This is a genomic window from Streptomyces sp. NPDC037013 (assembly GCF_055607265.1).
The window spans coordinates 306,195-320,366 of sequence record NZ_JBVJRV010000002.1 but is presented as its reverse complement, the minus strand read 5'-3'; the positions used below and the strand labels follow the sequence as shown (position 1 = coordinate 320,366).

Genomic DNA, 14,172 nt, shown 5'->3' with positions numbered 1-14,172 from the left:
ACGCCGGAGTACGCAGGCACCCCGAGTACGCACGTATCCCGGGCAGGCACGCACCTCGAGTACGCACGAAGTACGCCCGCACCCCGAGTCCGCACGCGGAGTCCGCACGCGCCCCCGCGAGATCACGCAGGCTGTCGCACGTTCCCCCGGACCCACTCCACGATCGACGCGGTGGTGGCGCCCGGTGTGAAGATCTCGGCGACGCCCTTCTCCTTCAGCGGCGCGATGTCCGCCTCCGGGATGATGCCGCCGCCGAAGACCTTGATGTCCTCCGCGTCCCGCTCCTTCAAGAGCTCCAACACCCGCGCGAACAGCGTGTTGTGCGCACCGGACAGGATGGAGAGGCCGATCGCGTCGGCGTCCTCCTGGATCGCGGTGTCCACGACCTGCTCGGGCGTCTGGTGCAGCCCGGTGTAGATGACCTCCATACCGGCGTCGCGCAGCGCCCGCGCGATCACCTTGGCCCCGCGATCGTGCCCGTCGAGCCCCGGCTTGGCGACCACCACGCGGATCGGCCCGGCTGCCACACCCATCACTGCCTCCATGTACCGATGTCCGTACCGTTGACCGACAACAGTCTGTCCCGGCACAGATACCCCGTACCGCACCGGCCGGGGAAGTGAACGAACGTTATCTACAGCATCGCTCAAGCGGCAGTTTCACGGTGTGGAGCGAGGGGGAAATCACACGGTGGGACACGTTCGCTGCGCGCCGTCCGTCGTTCGGGGGTTCACGCCCCGCATCCGGAGCAGGCGCGAGGGGAGCCGCATCGAGATCGCCGACCACCGCACCGGCCACCGCACGGCGTGGTGACAGCGCACATCGGCGACTGCGACGGGGGCACGGAGCCGCCGCTCACGGGGGCCCGTTCCGCCATCACCGGCCCCCTCCTCGACCACGACTCCCCCTAGGGCATACGGGGGAACAGAGCCGTCCTCCCGTGCGCCGTTCGGGAGGTCGACGATGCCGGTCACAGGGGGCCACCCCTTTCGCCCATTAGGCGCGCTGCTGCCGAGAATTCTCAGCCGCGCCCCACTTCCACCGCTGCCCGCCCTGCCCGCCCTCCCTGCGCTGCCCGCTCTGCCGACCAAGGTGGCGGGCCTCTCCGTGGCCCTGCTGAAGGCGACCGCCCTGGAACTGACGATCCTCGCGGGCCACGTCCTCCTCTACCCCTCGGGCATCGCGCAGGAGCGCAGGCCGGCCCCGGTCCAGCCGCCCCCGGACGCCCCCCGCCTCCCGCCGGACGACCGCCCCCCGGTCCTCCTCCTGCACGGCTTCATCGACAACCGTTCCGTCTTCGTCCTGCTGCGCCGCGCCCTGTCGCAGCACGGCGGGCGGTACGTGGAGTCCCTGAACTACTCCCCCCTCACCTGCGACATCCGCGTCGCGGCCGAGCTGCTCGGACGCCACGTCGAAGAGATCTGCGAACGCACGGGACACGCCCGGATCGACATCGTCGGGCACAGTCTCGGCGGTCTGATCGCCCGCTATTACGCGCAGCGGCTCGGCGGCGACGTACGCGTACGCACCCTGGTCACGCTCGGCACACCGCACTCCGGCACCCGCGTCGCGCCGTTCGCGGACGCGCACCCGATCGTCCGGCAGATGCGGCCGGGATCCGACGTGATCGAGGAGTTGAGGGAGCCGGCGCCGCGGTGCCGTACGCAGTTCGTGGGGTTCTGGAGCGATCTGGACCGCGTCATGGACCCGATGGAGACGGCGTGCGTCGACCACCCGGACCTGACCGCGCAGAACGTCCGCGTGACCGGAATCGGCCATCTCGCCCTGCCGGTCCACCCCGCGGTCGCGAACGGCATACGTCAAGCGCTCGACCTGACGCATCCGGGCGCCGACACCCGGAGCGCGCCGGGCGGACTCACGGTCGCCTGAGGGCTCAACCGGGCGCGGAAAAGCCGCCACCCGTGTCGAACGGACCTCGAACGCAGGGCCAAGGCTGTGCCCACAGTCCGCCGAAAGACGGCCGAATGCCCGTTTCCTGAGACCATGAAACCTGCCGAAGATTGTCGCGCCCGTATACCGCCGGGTACAGTCGCCGCACTGCTCCGCCCCTGCTGCCGAGGCGAAAGAGAAGTTGGTGAACGACCGTCACCCGTCGGGGAGCTCGACTCCCCCGTCCTCGGCTCTCGGTGCCGACCACGCGCACTACGCGACGTATGGACAACCGGGTGCCCAGCCCGGCGGCTACGGCTACGACGCCTACTCCACCGGCTCCACCGGCAGCTTCGACACCACGGGTTTCCCCTCTGCGGGATGTGAAACCGGCGGATACGACACGGGCACCTTCGCCACCGACCCCCTCTTCGGCGACATGCCGGGCGGCGGGCAGGACACGGGCGGTTGGGCGACGACGACCGGCCCCCAGCAGACCCTCACCCAGGACCCGTACGCCGCGCAGTACTACGCCGCCACGTACGACACCGGCGGCTACGACACCGGCTCGATGTGGTCGACCGGTGGCCATCAGCAGCTCGCCGACATCCCGTCACAGCCGGGCCCCGGCCCCGACGCCACGGGCCAGTGGGACACCGCCGCCTGGGACCGGCCGGCCCACGCGAACGGCGCGCCGCAGCCCGGCCTGTGGGACACGCAGAGCTTCGACACCGGCGCGTACGACGCCACGGCGTGGAACTCCGCGGGCGAGACGCACGACCCGGCGTCCCCCACGGACACGTACGAGATCTCCCCGGACGCCGCCCACGAGGACGACGCCGCGTACGACGACACAGGCGCGGGCCCCGGGAGCGCCTCTCCCGCGGGGGTCCCCGAGGCTCAGGGTCCCGGTCGGCGCGCCTCCCGCGGCAAGGGGGGCGGCGCCTCCGGAGCGGGCGGTTCGCGGACCCGCCGCCGCAGCCCCGCCAAACGTTCCGCGCTGCTGACGGTCGCGGTGCCCTCGGCGTGCGTGATGGGCGTCGCCGGCGTGGCCGCCGCCTCCGTGGGCAACTTCGGCGGGGACGAGAGCACGGACACGACGGCGTCGGCCCCGGACCCGACCTCCGTGAAGCCCTCCGCCGCCAACAACAAGCTCGACACCCAGCTGGCCAACCTCTCCGCGGACGCGGGTGACTTCGCGGACCGCGCGAGCCGTACGCAGGAACGCATCGACCTCAAGGCCCAGAAGGAGGCCGCCCAGAAGAAGGCGGCCGCCGAGGCGGCGCGCAAGGAACGGCTGCGCCCCAAGTTCGCCCTGCCGGTGAAGCAGCACGGCCTCAGCGCGTACTACGGCCAGGCCGGCGTCAACTGGATGTCCGCGCACTCCGGGATCGACTTCCCGGTGTCGTACGGCACGGAGGTCGTCGCCGCCACCGACGGCACCGTGACGACCAAGTGGAACAGCGCCTACGGCAACATGGCGATCGTGACCGCCAAGGACGGCACGGAGACGTGGTACTGCCACCTCTCCACGCACAAGATCTCCAGCGGTCCCGTCAAGGCGGGCCAGCCCATCGCCTTCTCCGGGAACTCCGGCAACTCCACAGGACCGCACCTGCACTTCGAGGTGCGCCCCGGCGGCGGCTCGGCGATCGACCCGCTGCCGTGGCTGCGCAGCCACGGCCTCGACCCGACGTAACTCCCGCCGGGGCCGGTGCCGTGGCCGGGCCTCACAACTTCTCGACCGGCGCGTACCTCAGCAGGAGGCGCTTGGGCTTGGGCTCGCCGAAGTCCACCGTCGCCTCCGCGTTCGCCCCCGTGCCCTTCACCCCGACGACCGTGCCGAGGCCGAACTGGTCGTGCGTGACCCGGTCGCCGACGGCCAGCGCGACCACCGGCTTCTCCGTGGCGCGGCGCGTGGCGAAGCCCTGCGCGCCGCTGCTGCGCGAGCGCGAGGACGACAGCGTCGACGCGATGCCCCCGGCCGGACCCGAACCACCGAAGCCGGACGACGCGGGCGCGCCGGCGGAGCCCTTCCGCTTCCAGTCCAGGTGGGTTTCCGGGATCTCCTCGAGGAAGCGCGACGGCGGGTTGTACGACGGCTGTCCCCAGGCGCTGCGCATCGAGGAGCGCGTCAGGTAGAGCCGTTCACGCGCGCGCGTGATGCCGACGTACGCGAGGCGACGCTCCTCCTCCAGCTCCTTGACCTGGCCGAGGGCGCGCATGTGCGGGAAGACGCCGTCCTCCATGCCGGTCAGGAACACCACGGGGAATTCGAGGCCCTTGGCGGTGTGCAGGGTCATCAGGGTGATGACTCCGGAGCCGTCGTCCTCCTCGTCGGGGATCTGGTCGGAGTCGGCGACCAGGGCGACCCGCTCCAGGAAGTCGGCGAGCGTGCCGGCCGGGGCGGGCGTCTCCTCAGAGGGGGCTCCGGCGTCCTCCGGGGCTTCGGTCCGGGCGTTCTCCTGCTCGAACTCCAGGGCCACGGCGGCGAGTTCCTGGAGGTTCTCGATGCGTGTCTCGTCCTGCGGGTCGGTGGAGGCCTGCAACTCGGCGAGGTAGCCGGTGCGTTCGAGGACGGCTTCCAGGATGACGGCCGGGCCCGCGCCGGACTCGACGATGGTCCGCAGCTCCTCCATGAGCGTGTTGAACCGCTTGACCGCATTGGTGGAGCGGGCCGCCATGCCGTACGCCTCGTCGACGCGGCGCAGCGCCTGCGGGAAGGAGATCTTCTCGCGCTGCGAGAGCGCGTCGATCATGGCTTCGGCGCGGTCGCCGATGCCCCTCTTGGGCACGTTCAGGATGCGGCGCAGCGGGACGGCGTCCTCGGGGTTGGCGAGGACGCGCAGGTAGGCCAGCACATCGCGGACCTCCTTGCGCTCGTAGAAGCGGACGCCGCCGACGACCTTGTAGGGCAGGCCGACGCGGATGAAGATCTCTTCGAAGACACGGGACTGGGCGTTCGTCCGGTAGAAGATCGCCACGTCGCCGGCCTTCGCCTCGCCCGCGTCCGTGAGGCGGTCGATCTCGTCGGCGACGAACTGTGCCTCGTCGTGCTCGGTGTCGGCGACGTATCCGGTGATGCGCGCGCCCGCGCCCTGGTTGGTCCAGAGATTCTTCGGGCGGCGGCTTTCGTTGCGCTCGATGACCGCGTTGGCCGCGGTGAGGATCGTCTGCGTGGAGCGGTAGTTCTGCTCCAGGAGGATCGTCGTCGCGTCCGTGTAGTCCTCCTCGAACTGGAGGATGTTGCGGATGGTGGCGCCGCGGAAGGCGTAGATGGACTGGTCGGCGTCACCCACCACGCACAGCTCTGCGGGGTCGTCGCCCTCGCCTCCGGAGGGGCCGACCAGCTCGCGCACGAGCGCGTACTGCGCGTGGTTGGTGTCCTGGTACTCGTCGACCATGACGTGCCGGAAGCGGCGGCGGTAGTGCTCGGCGACGTCCGGGAAGGCGCGCAGGAGGTGGACCGTCGTCATGATCAGGTCGTCGAAGTCCATCGCGTTGGCCTCGCGAAGGCGCGACTGGTACATGGCGTAGGCCTGGGCGAGGGTCTTCTCGAAGCCGTCGGCGGCCTGACCGGCGAAGTCCTCCTCGTCGATCAGCTCGTTCTTCAGGTTCGAGATCTTGGCGCTGAAGGACTTCGGCGGGAACTTCTTGGGGTCCAGGTCGAGGTCACGGCAGACCAGGGCCATCAGGCGCTTGGAGTCGGCGGCGTCGTAGATCGAGAAGGAGGACGTGAAGCCCAGCTTCTTGTACTCGCGGCGCAGGATGCGGACGCAGGCGCTGTGGAAGGTCGACACCCACATGGCGTTGGCCCTCGGGCCGACGAGCTGCTCGACGCGCTCCTTCATCTCGCCCGCGGCCTTGTTCGTGAAGGTGATCGCCAGGATCTGGCCGGGGTGCACACCGCGCTCGGCGAGGAGGTACGCGATGCGGTGGGTCAGCACGCGGGTCTTGCCGGAGCCGGCGCCGGCGACGATGAGCAGGGGGGAGCCCGCGTGGACGACGGCCGCGCGCTGGTTCTCGTTCAGGCCGTCGAGGAGCGACGCCGGGTCGATGACCGGGCGCGGGGCGCCGTCGCGGTAGTGCGTGTCCCGGGTCATGGGCACGTCGAACTTCCCGCTGAACAAGTCGTCCGGAACCGGTTCCGGAGCGCTGTCCTCGGGCGGCGGCGGGGGCTCTTCGTCCGCGGCCCGGGAGGGCTGCAGGTCCGCCAGGAAGCTGTCATCAAAGAGGCTGCTCATCGCCTCCCGAGTCTAGGCGGCCCCACTGACAACCCGCTGCGGGTTCCGGTCACCTCACATGTGACCTGGCACGCCACCGGGCGGCGCGCTACGCCCGGCTCGCGGACGATGACCCTCCGCATCCGGCCGGTGGGGGTCACGGCACGGGCTCCGCAACATCACGAAAATGTATCGGGCATATCGAACATCAACCTTCACACGGGCCACACGGGTTGGCTAGCGTGCTCCGCGGGCCGCTCGTCCCCCACCGGCGAACCCCGCCGGGAACGGGTGGCCTCCGCCGAGTCCGACATGTTCGGAGCCGGGGACCCACCGAAAACTTGGGGTGAATCGGTCCCGTACGAAGTACGGGACCGTAGGGCAACCTTCCGGACCACCCGCCCGAACCCGACAGCTAACCCGGTAGGCGGTCTACGGAAGGAGTCGCCTCCCTTGGCGTCGCACCGCAAGCCGCGGACCCGGGCAGCCGGAATTCGCACGGCCCCCGCCCTCGGCCTCACGACGGCTGCCCTCACCTCCGTCGCCCTCCTGTCGCAGAGCGCCCAGGCGGCGCCCTCCGCGCCGGCCGGACCCAGCCTCGAAGAGGTCCAGAAGAAGGTCGACGAGCTCTACCGGCAGGCCGGCGTGGCCACCCAGAAGTACAACTCGGCCAAGGAGCGCACCGACAAGCAGCGCAAGAAGGTCGACCACCTCCTGGACGACGTGGCCAGGCGCACCGACAGGCTGAACGCCGCGCGCAAGGAGCTCGGCTCGTTCGCCGCCGCGCAGTACCGCACCGGGGCCGTCTCCGAGACGGCCGCGATGATGCTCGCCGACGACCCGCAGGGTTACTTCGACCAGAACCACCTGGCGGACCGGCTGACCACGCGCCAGAAGAAGGCGGTCGACGACTACCAGGCGCAGCGGGCGTCGGCGACGAAGCAGCGCACGCGGGCCGCGAAGAGTCTGGAGACCCTCAGCGACTCGCGGGACGACCTCAGGACGAGCAAGCGGACCGTCCAGAAGAAGCTGGGCGACGCACGCGAACTCCTGTCGCGGCTGACGGCCCAGGAGAAGGCGCGGCTCGCGGAGATCGAGCGGAAGAAGAAGCAGGAGGCCAGGCGGAAGGCCGAGAAGCTCGCCCGCGAGCAGGCCGCCGAGGCGGAGCGCGAGCGCAGGGCGGAGGAGGCGCGGCGGCAGAAGGAGCGCGAGCAGGGCCAGGGCTCCGGGTCCGACACGGGGTCGGACGCGGGGTCCGGTGCGGACGCGGGCTCGGGGTCCGGTACGGGTTCCGGCACCACGGACGGCGGCTACGCCACCAAGGCCGCGAAGGTCATCGACTTCGCGGAGGCACAGATCGGCAAGCCGTACGTCTGGGGCGCCACCGGCCCCGACTCCTACGACTGCTCCGGGCTCACCCAGGACGCGTGGAAGGCCGCGGGGATCTCCCTGCCGCGCACCACGTGGGACCAGGTGAAGGCCGGCACGACCGTGAAAACGGCGGACGCGAAACCGGGTGACCTGGTGTTCTTCTACGACGACATCAGCCACGTGGGGATCTACATCGGCAACGGCAAGATGATCCACGCCCCGAAGCCGGGCGCGAACGTCCGCGTCGAGTCGATCTACTACATGCCGATCCACGGCGTGGTGCGTCCCGCCTGAAAACCACCCTCTACTGTAGGGCCGCGTTAGATCTGTCGGATTCTCAGCGATCTGTCGTCAACTTGTCGTCTGCGACAGATCGCTGAGAATCGCTCCGTAGAGTGACTCTCGGCCACTCACAGCCTTCTTGCGCTCCCCGGACGCATGGGACGCCGCAGTCTATGGGCAGCCTCGGCCGGGATCACCTTCTGTGTCCCTTCGGTTACTCGGAAGTGGCGGTGTCGTACGTCTCGGTTCGAGAGCCAACGGCTGAGGCCAGAGCTGTAGAGGTCCGCTACCGCCAAGCAGACGGGGTCTTCGCGGAGACCTCGTGGGATCTGCTGGTGAGTAAAGAGGTAGCGGCCGGGCTGCCGGTGCGGGAGTTCCGCTGGTACAAGGGGCGTCGGCACTACTCGGGCTGGTACCACGCGGTGACGGGCGATCGCCTGGTCGCCTACGAGAGTCGTTTGGAGCTCGCCCGGATCTTGCTGGCGGATTTTGCCAGGGATGTGGTCGGCATTGCCGCTCAGCCGTTCCAGGTGTGCGGGGACGACGGGGTCCGCGTCCGCCGACACGTGCCGGATCTACTGCTGACGCATGCGGACGGGCTGGTCACGGTGGTGGACGTGAAGGCTCCGTACCGTGTCGACCTACCGGGGGTAGTGACCCAGTTCGACTGGATGCGGAAGCTGTGTTCGCTGCAGGGCTGGGCTTTCGAGGTGTGGGCCGGCGCCAGTCCTGTCCTCGTGGAGAATGTCCGGTTCCTAGCCGGCTATCGACGGCCTGAGCGTGTCGCAGTGCACCTGTCTGCGGATGTCTGCGGAGGTACTGGAAGCCGCGCGAGTGCAGGCGAACGTCGGCGGGATCGAGAGGGCGTTGGCGGCACGGCATCCTGCGGATCTCGTCCGTCCGGCACTTTTACATCTGGTGTGGTCGGGTGCCCTGTCGGCGGATCTTTCGCGTCCGTTGAGTGCGCAGACGCCGGTTCGCCTCGCAGGTGGGGAGGACCAGGAGGGATGAGGAGTGCCGCCGTTGCGGTGTTTCCCGGGTCTCGGCTGGTCTTCTGCGGCGACGTCGTCGAAGTGGTCGAGTTCGATCACCTGGGTGTGATGATCCGCAATGCGTGGACCGGTAAGTTCTCCACCGTCTCGGTGGGACGTCTGGCTGCAGGCTCGAAGCCGGTGGACACCGGACCACTGCCGAGGGCCGATGACAGTGCAGGCCTCGTGCTGGCGTCATTGTCGCGGCAGCAGCGGGATCAGGTCGGCGAGCGGGCCGGGCATATCCGTGAAGTTTTGACCGGCTACCGTTCGGGCTTCGCTGAAGGCGCCCGGCCTGATGAACCGCGCGACGAGTTCTCCGAGGCACGGTCGTTGAAGCAGCGGATCGGAGCCAAGGCCGCCGAGCTGAAGGTGTCGGCGCGAACGGTGGAACGGTGGGCCGCTGCCTATCAGGCGGGTGGCGAGGCCGCGTTGGTCGACACCCGCTTGCTCAAGAGGCGAGGCTCTCGTGTCGATCCGCGTTGGGACGAGGCTGTCAGCGTCGTGCTCGCGGACTACGTCACAGCGTCAACGCCGACACAGTCGAGGATCAGGCGTTCTTCTACATCCACGAGCTGGAGGACGTGATCCGCGAGTGGATCACTGGGGTCTATCAATGTTCCCAGCACGATGGGCTGGTCATCCCTCAGTGGCCGGAGGTGGAACTGTCGCCGCTGGAAATGCTGCAAGCCGGTCCGGCACGAGCGGGACGGCTGCGCATACTTCCGTCGCCCGACCTCGTCTTCGACTTCCTGCAGGTTAAGCCGCGCACTATCCAGCACTACGGCGTCGAGGTCGACGGGCTGCGGTACAACGGGCCGGTCCTGGACGGCTACCGCAACGAGAAGAGCCCGTACGGCGGGCTGCTCGCCGGCCGGTGGCCGATCCGTGTCCACCCCGATTACGTGCGGTTCGTCTACTTCCAGCATCCGGCCGACGACTCCTGGCACCGGCTGGAATGGGAACACGCCCCCGCACTGGATACGGCGTTCTCCGCCGAGGCCGCGGCTCACGCCCGGCGCCTGTCGCTCCGGCGCGAGCGGCATCTCGACGCCTCCGAGGCGGTGGCCGAGCTCCTCGCCCGTTGGGACCAGGGCATGGTCACCGATCGCCGCGAACGCCGCATGGCCCTGCGGTTGTCCGCCGAACGAGCCGCGGTCCCGCTGCCCCGGCTGCCAGAGGACAAGCCCCACACGCCGGTGAGCACGGCCCACCTACATTTGGTGCCCCAGCCCGTCACCAGCGACCTCGACGAGGAGGACGAGATTTTCGACGCCCCGGACGGGGACGACTTCTACGCGGACGCCTTCGAGGTACTGGAATGAGCACACCAGGACTGTTCAGCCTGTCCCGCAAGGAGGGCTGGAACCAGTACGTCAACACTCCGCCCCGGCAATGGCCCGAGATGCTCACCCGAACTCAGCTGGACGCGCTGGGCGAGGACGCCCGTGAGGACTACAACGACCGGCGTCACGACTGGCACGCGAACTTCGGCATCATCCAGACCCCTCAGCTGGCCTTCCTCCACGAGGAACTGGACCAGATCGTGGCCAGCAACCGGCAGGACGGCGACCGCATCCGCTCCGCGGCAGTCATCGACGCCCTGCCCGGCCTGGGCAAGACCACCATCGCCAACCTCTACGGCCGCACATACGACCGCCAGCAGCGCCGCCGACTCGGAGCGGTCACGGCCGAGGGCAACGAGCGCGTCCCGGTCTTCCGGGTCGGGCTGACCTCGAACACCACTCTGCGCACGTTGAACCGAATGATCTGCGAGTTCTACGGGCATCCCGCCACCGACCGGGGCAGCGCCGCGGCCCTGGCCAGCCATGCTCTGGACTGCGTGCTCAGCCGCGACAGCCGTCTGGGGATCATCGACGACATCCACTTCATCGACCTCGACCGCAAGGAAGGGCTCGCGGTGAGCAACCATCTGAAGTGGCTCGCCAACGAGCTTCCCGTCACCTTCGTCTACGTCGGCGTCGGACTCGCCGAACGTCGCTTCTTCGCCGACGGGCTGACCGGGAAGAACACGGTCCTCGCGCAGACCGCACGCCGCTGGACGCGGCTCGGCGTGGACCCGTTCCACCTCATCTCCGACCAGGGGCGCCAGCACTGGCGGAGCCTGCTCAAGGCATCCGAGCGCCAACTCGTGCTGGCCGAGCACCGCCCCGGCATGCTCATCGACCTGGCCGACTACCTCTTCGAACGTACCAGCGGCCACATTGGGTCGTACTTCACTCTGCTGATGCGCGGTTGCTACCGAGCCATCCGTGGCAGGACCGAGGCCTTGAACCGCGACCTGCTCGACCAAGTACAGGCTCGCAAGCAACTCGCGGCCGCTCTCGCCCACGGCACTCTGTCATCCAAGTCCAAGGCGGCATCATGATCCCCGGCAGTAGTCGCGTGCTGCCGCTGCGGGTCCCTGTTGCCCCCGGCGAGGGGATCGACAGCTGGCTCGAAGCACTCGCCCGCCGCAACGGGCTCTCCCTTCGGGCACTGCTGACCGACTTCGGCCTGCCGGCCCCTTCCCTGACCTCCACGCTCTTCACGAGCGTCACTTCCTCCCAGCTTCGTGAGCTGGAACGCCGCTGCCAGTTGCCCGATCACCACCTGGACCAGACCCTGCCGAATCCTGTCCTGCCGCTGCGGACACGGCAGGCCCGCGGCTCGCGCTACTGCCCGGACTGTCTGGCCGAACGCGAGGGCCGATGGAAACTCGTCTGGTGGCTGCCCTGCGTGTTCGCCTGCACCAACCACCGCACGCTGCTGCACGACACGTGTCCCGGCTGCGGCTGCCGGCCACGCCGCCTGCTCCCAGGCCGCACTCGTTCCCATCCGGCCGGGATCTGCACCACCCGCCGTGGTGACAACCCGCCCTGCGGCACGGATCTCCGCATCACGCCGACGAACCGACTCCCCGACACCAGCCCGCTGCTGTCCGCTCAGCGCTGGATCGACGAGCTCCTTGCCGATCCCGACATCTCGGCGGCAGCCGCGAGCCTGAACGATCTGATCCATTTGTCGCGCTGGTTCCTGCACGCCCTGCCTGAGCAAGAGATCCGCCGTCTGGGAACCGTCGCCGCGACGGCATGGGCCGAGCGCCCCACCAAGGCCCCGCCCGACCGGCTGGCACCGGTGAACGCCCCGCTCACCGCAGTGATCACGCACCATGCCCGACCACTGCTGGGCCCCTGCCACGACACCGCCATCCAGCGCATCCAGCAGCTCCGCACTCAACAGGGGGCACCGACAGCTCTCCACCCCGCCGACATGACCATGGGGAACTGGAAGAAGCTCTCACCCCGCATGCGTGGCAGGTTCGTCCACGCCGCTGATACCCACCTCAGCCAGCTGGACCGCGTCCGCCTGCACTCGGGCAGTCCAGCGGCCCGCATCCCCGCCCCCGGGGATGCGCCGCACACCTCCCGCTCCCAGCACATCCCACAACTGCTCTGGCCCCACTGGACCTTGCGGTTCCTTCCGCCCCAAGGACTCCGAGTCGACCTGTTCCGCGGCACCACCGCCGCCCTGCTCTTTCTGCCCGGCGCCAGCAGCAGGGACAAGAAGGCCCTCCTCAAGCCGCTGCACGGCCACCTGGCCAACTACGTCGCCCACGCCCTGCAAGTGATCAGCCAAAGCGGCTATGAACAGGTCTTTCCCGCCCTCTGCCGTATCGCCGACTACCTCGACGAACACGGCAGTGAGATCAATTACCAACGGCGGCGGACCCTCATCCCGGCCGACACGATCAGCGAGGCCGCGTGGCAGGAACTGTGTTTCCGCACCAACACACATCCCGGCGAAACGAGTACGCCCGCCGCCCCTGGCCGTCTGCTGCAGGCCAGGAGATATCTCTTCCATCTGCTGACCGGAGCCGACCTCACCGACGCCCAACACGCCCTGGCCTGGAAGAGCCCAAGCGACCGCACCCGCTACGTCAACTTCAACCTCTCGCTCTCGCTCTCGCAGAGACAGGCCCTGCTCCAACACGCCGAGGAACTGCTTGAAGATCTTGGCATCGACGAACCTGTGGCCTGGGAACCACCCGAAGAGTGCTGCCAAGGACTGGCCCTTCCCGGCCCCCGGCTGGACGACATCGATCTCGGCACCCTCAAACGCCTCGTGATCGCCGAAGGACGCAAGCCCTCCGATACCGCCCGCCTGATGAAGACCACCGTCACGCACGTCCGACTCGCTCTCGAACACATCGACCAGGGCGAACGGGAATGGGCCCGCACCACCCCCATCTCGGCCTGGAAACTACGAGAGCGCGCCCGCACAGTACTCACAGCCTCCTTCCTGGGCCGCGAATACACCAAGAGCGGCAAGACACTCACCCGCATCGCCCGGGAAACCGGCATCTCCCGCCAGATCGTCGTCGAGCAGGCGAAGGCGACGGGCCTCACCATCTACTACTCGCAACGCCCCGTCCCCATGGACGAGTCCTGGCTGAGCAAGCAGTACCTGGCCCACAAACGCTCCACAGCCGACATCGCCGCCCAACTCGGCACCGAAGACGAAACAGTCCGCCGCCGGTTCCTGCAACTCGGCATCCCCCTGCGCCCGCCGGGCGTTCACAGCCGCACCATCATGACCGCCAAGGTCGACAAAAGCGTCCCGCGCAATATCCGCGCAGCCGTCGAGGGCACGCTGCACGGCTGGCTTCGCCTTCACCGCTTCCAGATCGCCATGGCCCTGCCGAATGTCGAAACCGCAGCCGACTACCTCGGCACGCACCGAGGTGCCCTGGTCCACCAATTCCAGCGCCTGGAACGCGATCTCGGGCACGCGCTGTTCCATCGCGCCGCCTTCAGGAAACCGCACCGTCCGACCAGGCACGGCAGCGCCCTCCTGCGCTCCCTTGCCACCGATGACATCCAGGCGATGATGCACTCCGCACTCGGCCCCGACCAGATCACGCGCATGCCGGACGCGGCCACGCTGGCCAGAGCCGCTATCCGTCTCACCACCCGGCAAAGCCCCGGACCGCTCAGGCCTTTCGGCGACGACATCACCGCCAAGCGAATCCGAATCACCGGCCCCACCCTCGTACTCCTGCGCGACCTGGTAGACCACCAGAACGAAGAGTTCTACGGCGCCCAGATCCATGCGAGAACCGGCATCGACAACGGCACCCTCTATCCCCAGCTCAAGAGGATGGAACGAGCGGGCTGGCTCACCAGTCGGCCCGAAGCCGAAGAGTCCTGGCTCGCGCGAGCACCGGTCGGCTGCGGCCCCGGTCGCCGACGCACCTACTACGCGCTCACACCCGCTGGGCTCCGCGCAGCCGCCCACGAAGTCCAGCACCACAAACCACGCCGCCGCACAGCTCGATGAGTCTTTCCTCATTACTCGATGATTCTTTTTGCCTG

9 protein-coding genes, 1 pseudogene and 1 riboswitch are annotated in these 14,172 nt (G+C 68.9%); of the genes and pseudogenes, 8 read left to right on the top strand and 2 right to left on the bottom strand.

Annotation, left to right across the window (positions count from 1 at the left end):
- Positions 1-122: 122 nt before the first annotated feature.
- A complete protein-coding gene (locus ACZ7DY_RS06610; protein WP_471130880.1) occupies positions 123-533 on the bottom strand; it encodes a cobalamin B12-binding domain-containing protein in 411 nt (136 codons plus the stop codon).
- 430 nt (positions 534-963) lie between these two features.
- On the opposite strand from ACZ7DY_RS06610, the gene ACZ7DY_RS06605 reads away from it, so the two are divergent.
- Together ACZ7DY_RS06605 and ACZ7DY_RS06600 are read left to right on the top strand one after the other, a co-directional pair.
- Positions 964-1,890: an esterase/lipase family protein gene (locus tag ACZ7DY_RS06605; RefSeq protein WP_471130878.1), complete on the top strand. Its 927-nt coding sequence runs from the start codon at positions 964-966 to the stop codon at positions 1,888-1,890.
- A gap of 205 nt (positions 1,891-2,095) precedes the next feature.
- Complete coding sequence (locus ACZ7DY_RS06600; protein WP_471130876.1) at positions 2,096-3,589, top strand: M23 family metallopeptidase; 1,494 nt, start codon at positions 2,096-2,098, stop codon at positions 3,587-3,589.
- A gap of 31 nt (positions 3,590-3,620) precedes the next feature.
- On the opposite strand, the gene pcrA is transcribed toward ACZ7DY_RS06600, so the two are convergent.
- The gene (pcrA, locus tag ACZ7DY_RS06595; RefSeq protein WP_471130873.1) at positions 3,621-6,134 is read right to left on the bottom strand and encodes a DNA helicase PcrA; all 2,514 of its coding nucleotides are present in this window, start codon (positions 6,132-6,134) and stop codon (positions 3,621-3,623) included.
- A gap of 268 nt (positions 6,135-6,402) precedes the next feature.
- Positions 6,403-6,558, top strand: a riboswitch (cyclic di-AMP (ydaO/yuaA leader).
- Positions 6,559-6,566: 8 nt separating this feature from the next.
- On the opposite strand from pcrA, the gene ACZ7DY_RS06590 reads away from it, so the two are divergent.
- The 6 genes and pseudogenes from ACZ7DY_RS06590 (at position 6,567) to ACZ7DY_RS06565 (ending at position 14,137) form a co-directional block, all read left to right on the top strand.
- The gene (locus ACZ7DY_RS06590; protein WP_471130870.1) at positions 6,567-7,778 is read left to right on the top strand and encodes a C40 family peptidase; all 1,212 of its coding nucleotides are present in this window, start codon (positions 6,567-6,569) and stop codon (positions 7,776-7,778) included.
- Between the two features lie 161 nt (positions 7,779-7,939).
- A pseudogene (locus ACZ7DY_RS06585) lies at positions 7,940-8,515 on the top strand (TnsA-like heteromeric transposase endonuclease subunit); the annotation flags it as partial.
- A gap of 258 nt (positions 8,516-8,773) precedes the next feature.
- Complete coding sequence (locus ACZ7DY_RS06580; protein WP_471132458.1) at positions 8,774-9,385, top strand: helix-turn-helix domain-containing protein; 612 nt, start codon at positions 8,774-8,776, stop codon at positions 9,383-9,385.
- 71 nt (positions 9,386-9,456) lie between these two features.
- Positions 9,457-10,122 (top strand): Mu transposase C-terminal domain-containing protein, encoded by a 666-nt coding sequence (locus ACZ7DY_RS06575; protein ID WP_471130867.1) that lies wholly within the window; start codon positions 9,457-9,459, stop codon positions 10,120-10,122.
- Complete coding sequence (locus ACZ7DY_RS06570) at positions 10,119-11,186, top strand: ATP-binding protein (protein ID WP_471130865.1); 1,068 nt, start codon at positions 10,119-10,121, stop codon at positions 11,184-11,186. Before ACZ7DY_RS06575 ends, ACZ7DY_RS06570 begins: the two co-directional genes overlap by 4 nt.
- Positions 11,183-14,137, top strand: coding sequence for a TniQ family protein (locus tag ACZ7DY_RS06565; protein ID WP_471130863.1), 2,955 nt, complete (start codon positions 11,183-11,185; stop codon positions 14,135-14,137). Before ACZ7DY_RS06570 ends, ACZ7DY_RS06565 begins: the two co-directional genes overlap by 4 nt.
- The last annotated feature ends 35 nt before the right edge of the window (positions 14,138-14,172 follow it).

Coding starts and splice junctions, on each gene's coding strand:
- ACZ7DY_RS06610 (WP_471130880.1), bottom strand. CDS start 533: ATGGGTGTGGCAGCCGGGCCGATCCGCGTGGTGGTCGCCAAGCCGGGG.
- ACZ7DY_RS06605 (WP_471130878.1), top strand. CDS start 964: ATGCCGGTCACAGGGGGCCACCCCTTTCGCCCATTAGGCGCGCTGCTG.
- pcrA (WP_471130873.1), bottom strand. CDS start 6,134: ATGAGCAGCCTCTTTGATGACAGCTTCCTGGCGGACCTGCAGCCCTCC.
- ACZ7DY_RS06580 (WP_471132458.1), top strand. CDS start 8,774: ATGAGGAGTGCCGCCGTTGCGGTGTTTCCCGGGTCTCGGCTGGTCTTC.
- ACZ7DY_RS06570 (WP_471130865.1), top strand. CDS start 10,119: ATGAGCACACCAGGACTGTTCAGCCTGTCCCGCAAGGAGGGCTGGAAC.
- ACZ7DY_RS06565 (WP_471130863.1), top strand. CDS start 11,183: ATGATCCCCGGCAGTAGTCGCGTGCTGCCGCTGCGGGTCCCTGTTGCC.